At 67.2% G+C, this 17,196-nt stretch carries 14 protein-coding genes and 3 tRNA genes; 10 read left to right on the top strand and 7 right to left on the bottom strand.

The window, feature by feature from the left end:
- Positions 1-61 precede the first annotated feature (61 nt).
- The 4 genes from ACIBL3_RS06735 (at position 62) to ACIBL3_RS06720 (ending at position 1,739) form a co-directional block, all read left to right on the top strand.
- A complete protein-coding gene (locus tag ACIBL3_RS06735; protein ID WP_396352232.1) occupies positions 62-1,246 on the top strand; it encodes a hypothetical protein in 1,185 nt (394 codons plus the stop codon).
- A 168-nt stretch (positions 1,247-1,414) separates the two neighbouring features.
- A tRNA-Glu gene (locus ACIBL3_RS06730) sits at positions 1,415-1,487 on the top strand.
- A 59-nt stretch (positions 1,488-1,546) separates the two neighbouring features.
- Positions 1,547-1,623: transfer RNA gene (locus tag ACIBL3_RS06725), tRNA-Asp, on the top strand.
- Between the two features lie 43 nt (positions 1,624-1,666).
- Positions 1,667-1,739: transfer RNA gene (locus ACIBL3_RS06720), tRNA-Phe, on the top strand.
- Between the two features lie 62 nt (positions 1,740-1,801).
- Here ACIBL3_RS06720 and ACIBL3_RS06715 read toward each other — a convergent pair.
- Positions 1,802-1,987, bottom strand: a complete 186-nt coding sequence (locus ACIBL3_RS06715) for a tyrosine-type recombinase/integrase (RefSeq protein ID WP_396352231.1) — start codon at positions 1,985-1,987, stop codon at positions 1,802-1,804.
- 353 nt (positions 1,988-2,340) lie between these two features.
- Between ACIBL3_RS06715 and ACIBL3_RS06710 the strand changes: the two genes are divergently transcribed.
- A complete protein-coding gene (locus ACIBL3_RS06710) occupies positions 2,341-3,117 on the top strand; it encodes a hypothetical protein (RefSeq protein WP_396352230.1) in 777 nt (258 codons plus the stop codon).
- 376 nt (positions 3,118-3,493) lie between these two features.
- Here the strand turns inward: ACIBL3_RS06710 and ACIBL3_RS06705 are convergent, their stop codons facing one another.
- Together ACIBL3_RS06705 and ACIBL3_RS06700 are read right to left on the bottom strand one after the other, a co-directional pair.
- A complete protein-coding gene (locus ACIBL3_RS06705; RefSeq protein WP_396352228.1) occupies positions 3,494-4,150 on the bottom strand; it encodes a response regulator in 657 nt (218 codons plus the stop codon).
- Positions 4,147-5,286, bottom strand: a complete 1,140-nt coding sequence (locus ACIBL3_RS06700) for a sensor histidine kinase (RefSeq protein ID WP_396352227.1) — start codon at positions 5,284-5,286, stop codon at positions 4,147-4,149. The genes ACIBL3_RS06705 and ACIBL3_RS06700 overlap by 4 nt, the downstream gene beginning before the upstream one ends.
- Before the next feature lie 155 nt (positions 5,287-5,441).
- Here ACIBL3_RS06700 and ACIBL3_RS06695 point away from each other — a divergent pair, with 155 nt between their 5' ends.
- The 4 genes from ACIBL3_RS06695 (at position 5,442) to ACIBL3_RS06680 (ending at position 12,901) form a co-directional block, all read left to right on the top strand.
- Positions 5,442-7,601, top strand: coding sequence for an MMPL family transporter (locus ACIBL3_RS06695; protein ID WP_396352226.1), 2,160 nt, complete (start codon positions 5,442-5,444; stop codon positions 7,599-7,601).
- A gap of 582 nt (positions 7,602-8,183) precedes the next feature.
- Positions 8,184-8,726: a thioredoxin family protein gene (locus ACIBL3_RS06690; protein WP_396352224.1), complete on the top strand. Its 543-nt coding sequence runs from the start codon at positions 8,184-8,186 to the stop codon at positions 8,724-8,726.
- 777 nt (positions 8,727-9,503) lie between these two features.
- The gene (locus tag ACIBL3_RS06685; RefSeq protein WP_396352222.1) at positions 9,504-10,334 is read left to right on the top strand and encodes a S1 family peptidase; all 831 of its coding nucleotides are present in this window, start codon (positions 9,504-9,506) and stop codon (positions 10,332-10,334) included.
- Positions 10,335-10,585: 251 nt separating this feature from the next.
- Positions 10,586-12,901 (top strand): LuxR C-terminal-related transcriptional regulator, encoded by a 2,316-nt coding sequence (locus ACIBL3_RS06680; protein ID WP_396352221.1) that lies wholly within the window; start codon positions 10,586-10,588, stop codon positions 12,899-12,901.
- A 134-nt stretch (positions 12,902-13,035) separates the two neighbouring features.
- Here the strand turns inward: ACIBL3_RS06680 and ACIBL3_RS06675 are convergent, their stop codons facing one another.
- Entirely contained in the window at positions 13,036-13,776 is a 741-nt protein-coding gene (locus ACIBL3_RS06675; RefSeq protein WP_396352219.1) for a PP2C family protein-serine/threonine phosphatase, read from the bottom strand.
- A gap of 387 nt (positions 13,777-14,163) precedes the next feature.
- Here ACIBL3_RS06675 and ACIBL3_RS06670 point away from each other — a divergent pair, with 387 nt between their 5' ends.
- Entirely contained in the window at positions 14,164-14,475 is a 312-nt protein-coding gene (locus tag ACIBL3_RS06670; RefSeq protein ID WP_396352217.1) for a CARDB domain-containing protein, read from the top strand.
- Between the two features lie 349 nt (positions 14,476-14,824).
- Here ACIBL3_RS06670 and ACIBL3_RS06665 read toward each other — a convergent pair whose 3' ends face one another.
- The 3 genes from ACIBL3_RS06665 to ACIBL3_RS06655 form a co-directional block, all read right to left on the bottom strand.
- Positions 14,825-15,253 (bottom strand): hypothetical protein, encoded by a 429-nt coding sequence (locus ACIBL3_RS06665; protein ID WP_396352216.1) that lies wholly within the window; start codon positions 15,251-15,253, stop codon positions 14,825-14,827.
- Between the two features lie 346 nt (positions 15,254-15,599).
- Positions 15,600-16,412, bottom strand: a complete 813-nt coding sequence (locus ACIBL3_RS06660) for an SAM-dependent methyltransferase (protein WP_396352215.1) — start codon at positions 16,410-16,412, stop codon at positions 15,600-15,602.
- 491 nt (positions 16,413-16,903) lie between these two features.
- Positions 16,904-17,167: a hypothetical protein gene (locus tag ACIBL3_RS06655; protein ID WP_396352214.1), complete on the bottom strand. Its 264-nt coding sequence runs from the start codon at positions 17,165-17,167 to the stop codon at positions 16,904-16,906.
- Positions 17,168-17,196 lie beyond the last annotated feature (29 nt).

Here is a 17,196-nt window from a genome sequence, read left to right as displayed (position 1 = left end):
GGGCGCTACTCGGTGCCAATACTGCTGCCGTCCCCACCAGTTGTTCCCCGAGGAGATTCGGATGAGAAAGCGTCTGGCGATTGCCGTCATCGCCTTGGTACTCGGCCTCGCCGCACCACCCGCGGCCGCGGCCACCGCGTCCGCCGCGTCCCCGGCCGCTTCGACGCAGAGCGCCGTACCGCAAAGCCTGTCGCCCGAGGTTCAGCAGATTGTCGACAATCTACCGGCCATGCGGCAGCAGGCGGCCGCGGTCCAGGCCGAGATGGGGCTGCCGGAGAACCCGGCACTGGACGCGCTCGTCGAGGCCATCGACCCGACGCAGTACGAGTGCTCCGCGGCCGTGCCGCCGGTGGTCGCCGCGATCATGCCGGATGTCACGGGTTGGACCTTCGAGCAGATCCTGGCCGTCCTGCACGTGCTGATCTACCAGATGGCGCTGGTCGATGCGGCGTACCTGCCGCAACCCACGCCGTACACCTTCGGCGCCGACGGTGAATTCACGAATGTGGTGAATCGCACGAACCGCGACCTGCGGACGTTCTGGGACATCCCGTCCGGCGACATCGAGCTCGTGCCCGCCCACGGCCGGTCGATGCTCGACCCCGAGCTCAACTACCGCGTCTTCACCGCCGTCTACCGCCTCGATCCGGTCGCGTCGCGGGTGTCGGCCGACCTGGTCGCGCGGGAGCTGAACAGCGCGGCCCTCGGGTACGGCGACCTGCCACTGTTCACCTTCAACGCGTACGCCGCACCCGGCGGCGACGTCATCCCCGGGTACGGCGTCTCACCGAAGCGGATCGCTTTCGGCGACGGCGTACTGGAGGGCTTCGCCCGCGTCGGACTGGGTGATGCGGCGCCGCAGGCCATCCTGGCGCATGAGTTCGGTCACCACATCCAGTACGCCCGCGGTCTGATGCGCAGCGACCTGCCGGCTCCTGAGGCCTCGCGGTGGGCCGAACTGATGGCCGACGCGTACAGCGCGTACTTCCTCACCCACGCCCGCGGCGCAGCGATGCAGTGGAAGCGGGTCGAGCTCTTCAGCCAGATGTTCTACCAACTCGGCGACTGCGGCTTCACCGCGCCCGGACACCACGGCACGCCCAACCAGCGGATGCGCTCCTCCCTGTGGGCGTACGGCCTCGCAGACGCGGCCCTGCCGCAGGGGCACATCCTGCCGGCGCTGAGCTTCTACCAGCTGTTCGTCGCCCAATACCCACAGCTGATCGCCCCTGACGCAACCAGCTAGCCCTCCCCCTCAGGGCGCCGTACGCCGTCTCTCTCACCCGGCGTACGGCGCTCGCCCTGCGGCGGTCCGGACCCTGGTCGATGCCTGCTCGGTAACTCGTTTTGGAGCCTGCGCCCAACTCCTCTATGCTTACGGCTGTCCCTGGAGCTTCGGCTCCCGCGGGTCCGAGTCCCCATCGTCTAGTGGCCTAGGACGCTGCCCTTTCAAGGCGGTAACGCGGGTTCGAATCCCGTTGGGGATACGGCCGAAAGGCCGGTGTCAGAACCACCTCGAAGATGCTGTAGGATCATCGAGAAATCTGGCCCAGTGGCGCAGTTGGTTAGCGTGCCGCCCTGTCACGGCGGAGGTCGCGGGTTCGAGTCCCGTCTGGGTCGCCAGGAGAGGCGGCGGTGTCACAACACCGCCGCTAATTTTCTCCCTGGTCAGGTAGCTCAGCTGGTAGAGCGTCCGCCTGAAAAGCGGAAGGTCGGCGGTTCGAGACCGCCCCTGACCACCCTTCTCACCTGCGGCTTCTCCATCTGAGACCCGCCGATCCTCCCGCGAGTACCGCAACGCCTATCCGGCGACCATCTCCGAGAGCTGTTCCAACGCCTTCCGCTGGTCGTCCAGCGACGCGTGCGCGTAGATCGTCATGGTCACATGAATGTCCGCGTGCCCGACGATCGCCTGGACGATGTGTGGCGGTACTCCAAGCCGTAGGAGCAACGTCACACACGAGTGCCGCAGGTCGTGGAGGCGCATCTCCCCCAGCCCGGCCGCCTCTCGCAGCGGGTACCAACCCGCCGCAGGTTGTCCGGCTCGATCGCCGTACCGATCTCGGTCGTGAACACGTCGTGTTGTGGGAGAGCGCAAGGCGACCGGACTGACGCGGTCAGCGCACCAAACCCCGCTGCTTGAGGGGCCGAGAAGGGAAGCGGATACTCGACCCCATGGTGGGGAAGGTGTGGTTGGGGGTGGCGCTGGTGCTGGCTCTCGGAGGGTGTGGGTCCGAGGCAGCGCCGGGCTCTGCGCCTAGTTCGACGTCGGCCCCTCGGCCGGCGTGGAAGACACCGGACGGTGATCTGGTGCCGCAAGCTCAGCCCACACAAGCGTTTGTGGAGCGCGCGGGAGTGGTGGCGCGGGCCGTGCGGGCGGCGGGGATTCCGGCGCCGGTGACCGGGGTCTTCTTGTACTCAACGCGGACGCCGGGGCTCGGGTTCGACACCTGGCAGCAGAAGAACTCGTGGTCGTCCGGGCGGGTTGCCTTCGCGGACGGGGTCCAGTTCGCGGAGGCTGGTACGACGCGGGTCGACTTCGCGGATGGGTCGAACGAGACAATGCAGGTGCTCGAAGCTCAGCAAGCTCTGACCGAGGCGATCGGGCCGCGGAACGACATCTGCGAGAGGATGCCGAGCTGCGAAACGCTCACGATCACCGGCGGCTCGTTGACGACGACCGACGCGGAGACCAGCCATGGCCGGGCGACCGTCCCGGCTTGGTCCTTCACGGTGCAAGGCCTGTCGAGACCTGTTGTCGCTGTCGCAGTCCCCGCGGGCGCGCTCAAGTCGCTGCAGTGGCCCGACCCGCTACCCGGTCTCGCCCGGCTCGAGCAGGGTCTGCTCCGCGTCGGCGTTCTCGACTGGGTCGACGGCAAGACCCTCAGTTTCGAGGTCAGCCACGGACTCTATGAGACCGACCTCCGGGCCCACGTCGTCGAGTACGACGATCTGGTGGTCATCGGCGGCAGCCACGGTCCATTGCTCCCGGGCGGTGCGGACGTCGGGAAGACATCGACCGCGGTCGTCACCCTCGGCAAGCCGCTCGGCAACCGGGCCGTCATCACCGCAGACACCGGCATACGCCTCGCGCCGTACCCGTACCTCAGAAAGTGACGGAGGTGAAGGCTCGGGCTTGGTCGGTGAAGGGCTCGTTCGACGGGGAGGCGTCCAGGGAGGAGGCGCCGTGGAAGCCGTGGACGCCGGTGGTTTGCGGAGGACGCACTCGGCGTCGGCGGGTTCGGCGACCGGGCCGCCGTAGACCAGGGCTCGGATCTGATGACCGCAACCGGGACCGCAACAGGTGGCGACAGCAATCATCCGAGCCGACCGATGAGCCTTGCTCTGCGACACCGGTTCCATGGAGCCCGAGAGCCACTGTCGAACTGAAAAGCGGAAGGTCGGCGGTTCGAGACCGCCCCTGACCACCACCACCCTCTCCGTGCGTCGGGGAGGGATCTTCTTTTCGGCCCACGCGGCCCGGCATTGGGGCTCAGGGCTTGATGCGGCCGGTTTCGTAGGCCCAGATGGCGATTTCGACTCGGTTTCGGGCGTTGATCTTGCCCATCACTGCGGTCAGGTGGGTCTTCACGGTGCTGAGGCTGATGTGCAGGTCGGCTGCGATCTCGGCGTTGGTGCGGCCGGTGGCCGCGGCGATCAGGACCTGCTCCTCGCGGGCGGTCAGTGGCTCGACCGGTTGGACTGCCGAACGGCCGGTCGGTGGCTCGGAGAACGCGGCCAGCAGCCGTGCGGTGATGCTCGGCGCGATCAGTGCGTCACCGTTGGCGGCGGCGTGGATCGCCTGGACCAGAAGGTCCGGCCCGGCGTCTTTGAGCAGGAATCCACGCGCTCCGGCCTTCAGAGCGCCGTACACGTACTCGTCGAGATCGAACGTGGTGATCACCACGATCGGCAGCGGGTCAGCGACGCCGGGTCCGGCCAGTTGGCGGGTTGCCGCGATCCCGTCCAGCCCGGGCATCCTGATGTCGAGCAGACACACGTCGGGTCGCAGCCGGCGAGCGAACTGCACTGCTTCCGAACCGTCGGCCGCCTGACCGACCACCTCGATACCGGGCTGGGCATCGAGGATCATCGCAAGTCCGGTCCGGACGAGATCCTGGTCGTCGGCGACGAGTACCCGGATCGTCATCGGCCGCCCGCCTTTCGGGGCAGCACCACGTCGACGGACCAGCCCCGGTCCGGATCAGGGCCCGCGGCGAGCGTGCCGCCGAGCAGCGTCGCGCGCTCGGTCATCCCCACCAGGCCGTAACCTCCCGGGTTCCTCGAGGTCGCTTCCCCGTTGTCGCGGACGGTCAGCCGGACGGAGCCGTCGTACGACGTCAGCCGGACGTCGATGCGCGTTGCGTGCCGGGCATGCCGTACGGCGTTCGTGACCGCCTCCTGCGCGATGCGATAGATCGCTGCGCCGACCGCCGGCCCGAGGTCGCCGAGGTCGCCCGACACCTCGACCTCGACCCGCGGCCGCTCGACGCGCCGGGCGAGCCGCTCCAGGTCAGCCACGCCCGGCTGTGGGACGAGCGCCGCCGTCCCGTCAGCACGCAGTACGCCGACCATCGCCCGCATCTCGGCCAGCGTACGCGTGCCCTCCGCCTCGATGACGGCGAGCGCATCGACCGCGGCTTCCGGACGAGTGGCGGCGACGGCTCGGCCGGCCTGGGCGCGGATGACGATGGCCGAGACATGATGAGCGACTGTGTCGTGCAGTTCCCGGGCCAACTGCTCGCGCTCCCGGAGTCGCACCTTGTCCAGCTCGCGGCGCCGGGCGGTCCACTGATAGCGGACCGCGACGCCAACGGTTGCGGGGAAGAGCAGGAACATGCTGCCGAACGCCGCTTCGGCGTATCCGGTGAAGTCGCTGGCGATTCCCAGCACCAGCGCCACCAGGATGAACGCCAGCCCGATGAGGATCTCGCGGCCGGATCCCCAGCGAGCGAGTGAGTACGGCAGCAGCACAACGCAGATCATCGAGTAGAGCCCGAAGGTCGCGTTCCCGGTGACCAGGGTGACGAGGTTGATCACGATCAGGGCGCCGAACACAGCGGCCACCACCATCAACGGGCGGGTACGACGCCACAGCAGAGCGCACGCGATGGCGACGGCGATCACGATCGCGGCAGGTCTCCACACGACGTCCTCGCGGAATACGCCTTCGAGAACCACCGCCAGCAGCAGGCCGCCGACGAGCGCCCAGTCGCGCCACACCCGCCTGGGTGGCTCGGGCGCTCGCGGCTCGGCCAGCAGCGAGCGGACGGCGTTTCTCAGCATGCCCACAGCGTAGGGACTCCAGGCGCCGAGCGGATCGGCTCAAAGTACGGGACGCGACCTGGCTGTTCGGCCGACTGAAGTCCGGCTCATCGCCCGAGGTGGGGGCCGCCTGTTCGGCCGCACGCTGAACCCAACTCTCGCCGAAGGGATCCATGATGAGGTCGAATCTGTACAGACTGGGCCGGTACGCCGCACGTCGCCCTTGGGTGGTGATCGGGGCGTGGCTGGTTGTCGCCGCGCTCGTGATCGCGGCATCCGGCGCCTTCGGCAAGAAACTCGAGGAGTCGTTCGGGGCGCCCGGCGTGGATTCGCAGTTCGCCACCGACCTGCTGTCGGCCGCGGGAGCGGATCAGGCCGGGCTCACGGCGCAGGTGGTCATGACTCCGCGCGACTCGACGTCGACGCTCGACTCGCCTGACCTGCGGACCGCTCTGACCCGGATTCAATCGGCTGCGGCGTCGTTGCCGCACGTGCTGAGCGCCGGCGATCCCGTCATTTCGCCGGACGGTCGCGTCGGGCTCATCCGGCTGCAGTACCCGGTGCTCGAGAAGCTGGAGCCGAGCGACCTCGAGCAGCTCAAGACCCTGGCGGCGGTTGACTCGCCGCTACGGATCGAGCTGGGCGGGGATCTCTTCTATGCCTTCGAGCAAGGCCAGGCCGGTCTCGGTGAGGCGGTCGGGTTGATCGCCGCGATGGTCATCCTGCTGCTCGCGTTCGGATCGATCATCGCGATGGGCCTGCCGATCGGGATGGCGGTGTTCGGGCTCGCGCTCGCGATCAGTTCACTGTCCCTGGTCACGTATCTCATCGACCTGCCCAGTTGGGCGCCCGTGCTCGGCAGCATGATCGGGCTCGGCGTGGGCATCGACTACGCGCTGATCATCGTCACGCGGCACCGGGAGTACCTGGCCCGGGGGATGTCGGTCGCGGAGTCGGTCGGGACTGCGGTCGCGACTGCTGGACAGGCTGTGCTCTTCGCCGGCGGCACGGTCGTGATCGCGATTCTCGGGCTGGTGGTGGCCGGCGTACCGTTCATCACCGCGGGTGGGATTGCGGTCTCGCTGATCGTGCTGACCATGGTGCTCGCTTCGATCACCTTGCTGCCCGCGTTCCTGGGTCTGGCCGGCCACTGGATCAACCGCCTTCGGGTACGGCGGGTGCGGCCGTCGCCTGGTTCGGGTTGGCAGCGGTGGGCGGGGCACGTGTCCAAGCACGCCGCCGCGTACGCCGTCAGCGCCACCGTGCTGCTGCTGGCGCTGGCCGCACCCGTGCTCGCACTCCGCGTCGGTACACCCGATGACGGCGCACTTCCCGTGCAACGCACCGAACGCCGGGCATACGACCTGGTCGCCGCGGGATTCGGTGCCGGTAGCAACGGTCCGCTGGTGGTCGCCGTCGACATCTCGCGCGATCCGGGCGTCGTACAGCCGCTGTTCGACGCCGTCCGCGCCGATCAGGGCATCGCGTCGGTCGCACCACCTGCGGTGAACACCGCGGCCGGCGTCGCGACGCTGATCGCCGTACCGACGACCGGACCGCAGGACGACGCCACGATGACGACCGTCAAGCGGCTGCGCGCGGAGGTCTTTCCTTCGGTACTGCGGCACAGTCCGGCGAAGGCTCACGTCGGTGGTCAGACGGCGACCCTCGCGGATGTGGGGGCGCGGGTCAACGATCGGCTGCCGTGGTTCATCGGTGCCGTGGTCCTGTTGTCCGTCCTGCTGCTCACCGTGGTCTTCCGGTCGGTCGTCGTACCGCTGAAGGCCGCGCTGATGAACCTGCTCAGCATCGGCGCGTCCTTCGGCGTCATCGTGATGATCTTCCAGTGGGGCTGGGCCGCGGACCTGATCGGGCTGGACTCGACCATTCCGATCCTTCCGTTCATCCCGATGTTCATGTTCGCCGTGGTGTTCGGGCTCTCGATGGACTACGAGGTCTTCCTGCTCACCCGGATCCGCGAGGAGTACGTGCGTACCCAGGACAACACCGCCTCGACCATCCACGGCATCACCACGACCGGCCGCGTGATCACGTCGGCAGCGCTGATCATGATCGCGGTCTTCGTCAGCTTTTCCCTTGCCGACGATCCAACGGCCAAGATGTTCGGCCTGGGCCTGGCCACCGCGGTCCTGGTCGACGCAACGGTCGTCCGGCTGATTCTCGTGCCGGCCCTGATGAAGCTGCTGGGCGACGCGAACTGGTGGACGCCGGCTTGGTTCAACCGGCGGTTGCCCTGGACAAATGCGCGTACTGCCAATGCCGGAACCGCTGTCGAACTGGCAGGCGAACCATCGGCGCTCCGAGACCGCCCCTGACGTCCTACTCCAGGGCTTCCCCGGCCGGCCGGTGTACGCCGGCCTATCAGCGAGCAACGTGCACCATCGGCGCTGCAGGCCCGGCCGGGGAGATCAGCCGAACTGAAAAGCGGAAGGTCGGCGGTTCGAGACCGCCCCTGACCACCCCTTTACCTTCTCCTTCTGAGCCTGGAAGTCTGCTCGCATCTTCGTCGCGATCGCATCGAATGTCGCGCGAAGGGCCTGCTAGCCGTCGTTCATGAGGTAGAGGGTCCCGCACGGTTACCGGACCCTCTACCTCGGGGCTGTCTCAGTCGAGGTGTTCCTGAAGCTTCCGGAGCGCTTCGCGCTTGTCCTCCAGCGACGTGTGCGCGCCGAGGTTGACCCGTCGCTGGGCCGCCGGTGGGCGCAACCCACCGGCGCCAGATCGTGGTGACCGACCTTGACGGACTACGACGCTACGCCTCGGCGATGGCGACGGCGCGTGACGACTGACTCTGGCTGGCCGACTCCGTGGCCGACCATTCACTGCCTGAGTCACTCGCCGTCGACCCCGAGCGTCTCGCCGCTGTCGACCTCGCCGCCGGCGAATAGGCTGGAGACATGGCTGTCAAGTCGACCATGGTGCCGCTGGGCACCTCACGCCCGACGTTCGCGCTCCTCGACGTCGATGGCGCGCCCTTTTCCAGCACCGAGCTGTCCGGGTCGCCGGCGCTCGTCGTGTTCCTGTGCAACCACTGCCCCTACGTCCGACACATCGAGACCCGGCTCGGCGAGGTGGTCGCTTCTTTCCCTGGGCTGAACACGGTCGGCATCTGCACCAACGACATCACTGCCTATCCCGAGGACGCGCCCGACCGGCTGGCCGAGCAGTCCACGCGCGCCGGATGGACGTTTCCCTACCTGGTCGACTCCAGTCAGCAGGTCGGGCGTGAGTTCGCAGCCGCGTGCACTCCGGACTTCTTCCTGTACGACGCGGCCGGCAAGCTGGCCTACCGCGGCGCGTTCGACGACTCCACCCCAGGCAATGGGCTGCCCGTCACCGGGGAACTGCTCGCCGACGCAATCCGGCGCACCTTCGCCGGCGAGCCGGTGCCCGAGCCGCATCGGCCGAGCATGGGCTGCTCGATCAAGTGGCGGACGTGACCAAATCCCGCTCCCGGTCCTCGGACATCCTTGGTCCTCCCCGGCTCTAGCAGCGTGAGCCTAAGTGTTGGCGCTGCCGTAGGGGCGGGTGATGATCTCCAACGTCCTCGCTCACCAAGAATGCGTAGTGCTGCGGATGCGGAGCGCTGTGATCGTCCGCGATGTCGAGGCTGACGCCGTTCTCCAACTGGACGACGACGAATGGCCCGAACTCCGTCGGCTCCGGCAAGCCCAGTAGATCCACGTAGTGGCGCGCCGTCCGATATTTGTCTCGAGCGTGGACGATGGTGTGGTTCAGTTCGACCGGCATCGTCGGAACCCCTTTCGATCCAGCTTGTACACCTCACCATCGCCGACCGCCCGAGAATCCTCGCTGCTGTGCGGGGCTGGTCCAAGAAACCGTTGATCCAGGCAAGGACTCCGGCGATGTCGACACGAGGTGGGGCGGCATTGTGGAACCGGGCATCGATGGACACATGGAGCACGCGCTCGGCTCCGACCTGCAGCCGTAGGCGGCTCCGTGCGGGCAATGTGGCCCGCCGGCCGGGTGATAGCGAGAACCCTGCGAATTGCTCGTGCACCGTGACGCGGCTGCCTCCCAGCGCTGTTGCCTTCTGCTCGGCAGCACGATCTCAAGGCTCCCCGCCCATGTCCTCACTGTACGACGCCGAAGAGCGGTGCCCCGACTGTTGCCGTCACTACCAGACGGGCCTACCGTCAGGTATCGGAGGACGAGCGCCCAGGGGGCAGCGGGCGCCAGGGGAGAGGAAGTCCGACATGCACAAATCCAGGGTCGCGGCCGCAGTCGCCGCAACGGCGATGCTGCTGCTGACAACGACGGTCCCAGCATCGGCCATCATCGACGGGACCACCGACACCACCAACCGCTTCCCGAATGTGGGAGGACTGCAACTGCAGTTCGACGGCGAATGGTTCGACTTCTGCACAGGCACGCTGGTCGCGCCTGACGTCGTACTCACGGCCGCGCACTGCACCGACTTCTTCACCGGCGACGTCGGTGACCCGGATGCGCTCGGGCCGGACGACTGGCGAGTCTCGTTCGAGGCCGACCCGGACGAGAACTCGACGTACTACGGGGCCGACCACTTCGTCGTTCACCCGGACTGGCTGGCCACTGAGGTCGGACCGGGCGGCGGCAACTCGAAGAGGTCCTTCCTCAAGCCCGGACTGGAGGACATCGCGCTGGTCTTCCTCACCGAGGATGTCGCCAATGTGACGCCGGCGCCGGTGGCGGACGCCGGCTACCTGGACGGTCTGGACCTGACCGCCGAGACCTTCACGGTGGTCGGTTACGGCACCGACGCGTACATCACCGGCAGCGCCGCGTCGCCGAAGGCGATCACGGTGTACGACGGGGCGCGCAGCTACAAGGACGTCACGGTGATCACGAAGCAGGATCTCTTCCCCGACCGGTTCGTGAAGATCACGAAGAGCGTCTGCTTCGGCGACTCGGGCGGACCGTTGTTCCATGAGGGCACGGTCGTCGCGCTCAACACGTGGACGTTCAGCTACCGCTGCGACGGACCGAACTTGGAGTACCGCGTCGACTCCGCGCCAGCGCAGTCGTTCCTGGACGCCAACCTGTAGGACTCGCTGGACCCACTGTCAGACCCGTCGTTGCCGTCGGGTCTGACAGTCTGTCTTTGCCTTTCCCGCGGAGGTTCTGCGCGGTTGAGCTTGACCGATGCCGGGGACGGGGGACGTAGGGTGGGGTTGCGGGATTTTGATGGTTTCGCCCGCGGTTTGGGGGCGGGTTCGTGGCCGACCGGGAGTCTTTTTCGGGCGTACGTCGGAATCGCGGATCGGCGGCTGGTGCGCGGGGTCGGCGTGGGTTGCCGGTGGAGTTGACCAGTTTTGTCGGGCGGCGGCGGGAACTGGGTGGGGTCAAGCGGCTGCTGGGTGAGTCGCGGTTGGTGACGTTGACCGGCACCGGAGGTGTCGGGAAGACGCGACTAGCTCAGCAAGTGGCGTCGCAAGCCAGGCGGTTGTACGCGGACGGCGTACGGTTCGTGGACCTCACGGCGGTGAATGATCCGGCGTTGCTGGCGCAGGAGGTGCAGGAACCGGAGATCCTGGCGCACTTGGTGGCGATGGATCTGGGGCTACGGGAGCAACCGACACGGTCGCCGCTGGAGCTGCTGACCGACTACCTGGCCTCGCGTTCGATGCTGGTGGTGCTGGACAACTGCGAGCATTTGCTCCCAGCCTGTGCGGTGCTGGCGGACGCATTGCTGCGATCGTGCCCGGAGCTGCGGATGCTGGCGACGACCCGGGAACCGCTGGACGTTGCCGGCGAGGCGCTGTTCCCCGTACCGCCGCTGCCGGTGCCCGCGCCTGGCGCGGAGCTGGCCGAGCTGGCCGGCTATGAATCCGTGGCGCTGTTCGTCGCGCGCGGCCAGGCCGTACTGCACGACTTCCAGCTGACCGCGGACAACCAGGCTGCGGTGGCCGGGATCTGCCGACGGGTGGAAGGGCTGCCGTTGGGCCTGGAACTGGCCGCGTCCTGGCTGCCGGTTCTCGCTCCGCAGCAGATCCTCGACCGGTTGACGGACCGGTTCAGGCTGCTGCGTCGCGGAGCTCGTTCGGCACCAGGCCGACAGCAGACCCTGAGCGCCTGCATCGACTGGTCTCACGACCTGTGCAGCAAACCTGAACGGCTGCTCTGGGCGCGAATGTCGGTGTTCGTCGGCGGCTGCGAGCTCGACGCCATCGAAAGCGTCTGCAGCGACGAGCGACTGCCCGCAGCCGAGCTGCTGGAGGTCGTGGCCGGACTGGTCGACAGGTCCATCCTGATCCGCGAGAACAGCGGTACGACGACCCGCTACCGAATGTTGGACACCCTCCGTGACTACGGTCGCCAGAAGCTCTTCGACTCTGGCGAGTACGACGCTCTGCGCCGCCGGCACCGGGACTCGTACCAGCAACTGGTGCACCGGGCCGGTGCCGCATGGGTCAACGCACGTGAGGGAACCTGGCTCAATCTGCTCCGCCGGGAGCATGCCAACGTTCGGGCCGCCGTGGAGTACTGCCTGGCGGAGCCCCGTGAGGCAGAAGCGGCGCTCGACATCCTGGTTGCGGTGCCCTGGGTCTACTGGTACGACCGTGGTCTGTTCGGCGAGGGTCGACGGTGGCTGGACGTTGCGCTGACCCAAGCGCCGGCTCCCACCGCCCTGCGCACTCAGGCACTGCTGCTGGCGAGCAAAGTAGCGTTCTACATGGGCGATTTCGAGCGCGGGAGACTCTTGTTGGAAGAGGGCGAGGAGCTCGCCCTGCAACTGGACGCTCCAGACGCGCTCGTCCAGGCTGCATACGGCCGGACGATAGCCCGGCTCCTCTCCGGCAACGTGCCCGGTGCCGTGGAGATGCTGGAGCGGGGCGTCGCGATTCTGGAGAGAGCGCCGCAGTACGACGTGGAGATGCGGGCCCGGCTGCTGTTGACGCTGGGTACCTGCGCCGAACTCGTCGGTGACCACGACCGGGCTGTCGTCTGCCTCGAGGAGGTGATGGCGATCGCGGAATCCCATAACGCTGTCTTCTGGCGCTCCGGTGCGACGTGGCTCCGGGCGTTCCTGGCCTGGCGACAAGGTACGGTCGACGAAGCCATCACCGACCTCCGGACCTGCCTTCGGCTCCGCGACGCATCGGGTTTCGAGAACCGTTTCGGTACCGCGAACGCACTGGAATCGCTTGCCTGGTTGAGCGCAGAGCAGCGACGGTACGGCCGCGCGGCCACCTTGCTCGGCGCCGCGGACGCGCTCTTCACCCACTTCGGAACTCCGCTGACCTCGCTCCCGCACCTCATCGTCTTCCATGACCATTGCATAGAAGACGCGAAGGCTGCCCTGGGCGAGGCCGCCTTCGAGGCTGCGTTCGTTGCCGGCTGCAACCTGTCCTACGAGGCGGCACGCGCGTACGCCCTCGAGGAGGCAACGGCGGCCGACGTGCAACCGGCAGCCCGCAGCGACGTGACGCCCCTGACCCGTCGCGAACGTGAAGTCGCCGATCTCGTCTGCAAAGGCCTGACGAACAAGGAGATCGCCGCTCGGCTGGTCATCTCGCCACGCACCGCCGAAACGCACGTGGAGAAGATCCTGTCCAAGCTGGGCTTCACGTCCCGTTCCCAGATCGCCGCCTGGGTGACCGCCCAGCCCTAGAGCTCGGCGGCTTCCCCGGGAGGTCCGGTGTCTCCACCATTCGTCACGCGGAAACGATACCTACCGAGATGTTGGGATGAAGCGGAACTCGACCAGGTCACGCATCGCGACTAGCCCCAAAGGCGCCGTACTTGCTAGCGTTCGACCTCGACCAAGGCCAGCGTGATGTTGTCCGGGCCACCGGCGGCGATCGCCGCCTTCCACAACTCGAACGCTGCTTTGCCTCCCCGGTGATCGCTCAGGAGTCGACTGATCATCTTGTCGTCGACGACGTCGCTGAGCCCGTCGGAGCAGACCAGGTATCGTTCGGCGTCGTTCAGCGGGCGGACGCTGACATGCGTGTCGATCTCCTTGTACGACGGATATCCGCCGAGCGTCTGCGTGACGATCGTCGTGTGTGTCTGTCCGGGCTGCAAGGGCGGACTGTCGTCGATGCTGAGGCGCGAGAGCTCGAACCCGTTCCAGGCGTACACGCGGCTGTCCCCCACGTTGAAGACGAATACCGAGTCCGCGGTCAGAACGACACCGGCGACGGTCGTTCCCATGGTGATGCGGCGCGGATCGCGGTCGGCCGCCTCGTAGATCCGCTTGTTGCATTCGTCGATCGCCGAACGCAGGGACTGCTCGTCGGCCAGGCCCGGCCCGGCCCGTGCCAGTTGCTGGACAACCAACGTGCTGGCCAGCGCTCCGGCCGGATGGGCGCCGAGCCCGTCGGCGACGGCGACCACCAGCGGCCGCCCGATCGGGAACATGAGTGTCTCCGGGACGAGCGTCACGGACGCGCAGATAGTCCACGCGCCGACGACGAGACTGTCCTCGTTGTGGTCACGGAGCAACCCGTCGTGGCCGAGCGCGGAGACGGCAGCAAACCTCACCGGTGCTCCAGATACGGTCGATCCGGTCCTGCCTTGACCATACCGCGAAGGCGCTGCCCGGCCGGTGCGAATTTGGCCGAGGGAAGATCGGCGGTTCGAGACCGCCCCTGACCACCCTTCTGACCTGTTGTTTCCTGTCGAATGAACTCGTTCGCTGGTCGAGCAACGGGGTTACCCACTGGACGGAACGGTCAACCGGTAGGGCCCCCGGCGGCTCGGGCGCTGCTGTGCAACTCGCGAAGCAACTAAGGTGTGGGCCGTGAGACGCCACTCCGCGACACACGCAGCTGGGAGAGGCCCCCGGGGCATGCTGTGATACCGGACCTGGTCGTGAGGCTGATCCGTACGCGAGACGCCATGGACCGCCCCGCGGAGGAAGGTGCCGGCATGCTTCCGCAGGTGGTCGAGTTGACGGCCACCATCGCGAACGTCGGGGATGCGGTCGCTGACGAGACGTTGACACGATTCTGGTTGCAGGGCACCGGTGTCAACCGGGAGCTTCGGGTGGTCAACACTCCCGAGGTCTTGCCCGGCGACGAGATCGAGGTGACCGCGCTCTGGGACCTGCGGGACGGGCCGGGTTCCTACACCATCACTGTGTCCGCCGACGCGTTTTCGCAGCTCGAGGAGGCACGTAAGGACAACAACACAGGAGTCCTCCGCGTCAGCGTGCGGGGCACGCGTGTTCGGCCGGCATGACTGCCAACCGACGTCAACATCGCGCGCGGGTACGAGGTCCTACGACTCCCGAGCCCGGCGCCGGTCCTCCGACGACAGACTCGATCGGTCCGACCCTTGATCGCGTCCGCAACAACCCGATTCCGCGGGCGGGAACGCGGCCCTGGCGCACCTGGGTGGGCTGCACGGCCGGCACGGCGTACCGGAGCGGGCGACGCGGTTCCGTCCGCCGTGAAGCCCTCCTGCGTCGCGAAGCGCCGGCACCGGCAACTGCCGCGCTTCCTCGACAGTCTCGTGGGTCGAATCAAGGCCGTCCCAGTGCTATTCCTCCCGTTTGATCGTCAGCGGGTCACAACAGGACCGCCGGCCGTCAGCCCGCGGGCGTGACGAAGCCGGTGACGCTGCCGTCCCCGGTGAGCGTCACGACCCCGAGTTCGGGAATCTCGAACGTCTGCTCGACTTCGAACGTGCACGTGACCGAGGTGGCGCGGTCCTTCGTGGCGCTCCCCTTGAACACGGCCGGGTCGGTGAACTCCTCGACAACGTTGCCCTCGGCATCGGTGATCACGCCATGGAACTCGCCGAACGACGTCGGCACGAGGATCGAGCTACTCGCCAGATCGTGCGCAGGCGTGAAGAGGCCGTTCCCGGCTACTACCACGTCGTAGGTCGAGCCGTTGTCGCAGTGCAGTTCCACCAGCAAGGTCCGCGACGACCCGATCGGATCAGCATTAGCGATGCCCGCCATCGGCCAGACCGACGCGACACCCAGCGCAGCGACGGCAATCATCCGCTTCATGGTTCCTCCCCCGTCCGCGCCTCGCCGCGCGGACTCACTCTCCCACGGTAGTTCCAAGGCGAGATCACGGCGATCACCGTAGGGTGATCGACACACACCCCTCTGCATCAGCCAGCAAGGCGCGGCCAACTCACTCCCAGACCCGCTGCAAAGTACGCCGGTTTGGTCGTACACGACAGGCGGCCGCGCAATCCCGGGCAGCTCAGGTTCAAGCAGTTGATCGACCACGGATGCACATCGACCGACCGAGCGACTGGCGACAGGCACTGCGCGACCGTGACGGCCCGATCGCGCAGGCGATCTCATGCTCCGTCCGCCATCACGCGCACGGGGCGGGTGGACCTTGCTAGCCGTTCTTCCGTCCGACTGCACAGTATTCGGAGGCCGGAGTGGTGTCGTTGCCGTCGGGCCGCCACTGAGAACAGGTGACCAGACCGGGCTCAATCAGGTCGACGCCGTCGAAGAACCGCGCAATGTCTTGCGGCGATCGCACGGTCATCGGGGCGGAGCCGCCCGCGTTCCACATCTCCACGGCTCTGTCGACGGCTTCCGCGTTGACCTCTCTGGTCGGGTGGGAGATCACCAGGTAACTACCGGGCGGAACCGCGTCGAGCAACAGCCGCACGATCCCATGGGCCTGGTCGTCATCGACGACAAAGTTCAAAATCCCGAGCAGCATGATCGCTACCGGCTGATCGAAATCCAGAGTCCGGCGCGCTTCGGTGAGGATCCGGTCCGGATCCCGCACATCGGCGTCGATGTAGTCGGTAGCTCCTGCTCGAGTGCTGGTCAGCAACGCCCGAGCGTGCGTCAGCACCATAGGGTCATTGTCGACGTACACGATGCGCGAGTCGGCAGCAGTGGCCTGTGCGACCTCATGGGTGTTGTCAGCGGTCGGCAGGCCGGTGCCGATGTCAAGGAACTGCCGGATGTGCGCCGGGCCGGCGAGGTGCCGTACCGCGCGGCCCAGGAACTCTCGGTTGAACCGGGCTGACTGCACCAACTCAGGCATGTACTCAAGGACCTGCGCGGCAGCCTCACGATCGGCGGCGAAGTTGTCCTTGCCACCGAGCAGGTAGTTCCACAGCCTCGCTGAGTGCGGCACGCCTAGATCGAGCTTGGCCAGCGGGTCGTCGGCGGTGGGAGAGGTTTCCGTCACCATGACTCCTCATACATCGGATATAGCTAGATTGGGGAAGGTAAACGCTCCCGGACACTCTAGTCCTGGCTTGGCGATGGTGGGTTGGTGGTTAGCGCGGCACCGCAGGTTGATGCAGCGGCCTTGCCTGTAGGGGGAGTCTGGGCCTGTCGAAGGTTGGAACACCAGCAGACGTAGGGCACTTCGTCACTGCAGACCACGACGCCGGGCGCTGTATGACCTCTCGTAGACGAACCCCGCATGAGACAAGTGCGCATCGCGCAGCTCCTCGTCGGGCCGGATCAGCTCGTCGGCGCGGTCGGGCTCGGCAACACTTACCGTTATGAGTCGACTACGGGGACCGCACAGCATCTACCCGGCACAGTGTCGGATGGCCGCGCCGTGCCAGTCCGGCGATCTGAAAAGCGGAAGGTCGAGACCGCCCCCGACCACCACCCTCTCCGTCACATGGGGATGGTCGTGGTCGCGGGCGACCGCATGGATCGAGCGACCTACAGTTCGTGGTCTTGCGCCAACTCCTCCCAGCGGACTTCCCGGAGCGCCGGGTCAGCACTAGCGCCCGACGGGACGTCCGGAGCCGGTTGGAACCAGATGACGGTGAGGGCGGAACGGTACAGAACTGGGTCGTGCTCGGGGCCGAGTGCCGTCGAGTGGAATGCCCGATGCACGAGCATCCCGCCGTACGTCGAGGACAGCCGCAACTCGGCGAGATCGATCGAACAGCCGGACGAGAGAACGACGGACGTCAGCGACACGGCACGACCCTAAGCCCGAACTCCGACGC

It is taken from the genome of Kribbella sp. NPDC050124, from assembly GCF_044460355.1.
GTDB lineage: Bacteria > Actinomycetota > Actinomycetes > Propionibacteriales > Kribbellaceae > Kribbella.
The sequence above is the reverse complement of the archived record's forward strand: the minus strand, read 5'-3'. Positions and strand labels throughout refer to the sequence as shown.

Bases quoted from the DNA above. Each gene is read 5' to 3' on its own strand.
- ACIBL3_RS06735 (WP_396352232.1), top strand. From the start codon at position 62: ATGAGAAAGCGTCTGGCGATTGCCGTCATCGCCTTGGTACTCGGCCTC.
- ACIBL3_RS06715 (WP_396352231.1), bottom strand. From the start codon at position 1,987: ATGCGCCTCCACGACCTGCGGCACTCGTGTGTGACGTTGCTCCTACGG.
- ACIBL3_RS06705 (WP_396352228.1), bottom strand. From the start codon at position 4,150: ATGACGATCCGGGTACTCGTCGCCGACGACCAGGATCTCGTCCGGACC.
- ACIBL3_RS06700 (WP_396352227.1), bottom strand. From the start codon at position 5,286: ATGCTGAGAAACGCCGTCCGCTCGCTGCTGGCCGAGCCGCGAGCGCCC.
- ACIBL3_RS06695 (WP_396352226.1), top strand. From the start codon at position 5,442: ATGAGGTCGAATCTGTACAGACTGGGCCGGTACGCCGCACGTCGCCCT.
- ACIBL3_RS06690 (WP_396352224.1), top strand. From the start codon at position 8,184: ATGGCTGTCAAGTCGACCATGGTGCCGCTGGGCACCTCACGCCCGACG.
- ACIBL3_RS06685 (WP_396352222.1), top strand. From the start codon at position 9,504: ATGCACAAATCCAGGGTCGCGGCCGCAGTCGCCGCAACGGCGATGCTG.
- ACIBL3_RS06670 (WP_396352217.1), top strand. From the start codon at position 14,164: ATGCTTCCGCAGGTGGTCGAGTTGACGGCCACCATCGCGAACGTCGGG.
- ACIBL3_RS06665 (WP_396352216.1), bottom strand. From the start codon at position 15,253: ATGAAGCGGATGATTGCCGTCGCTGCGCTGGGTGTCGCGTCGGTCTGG.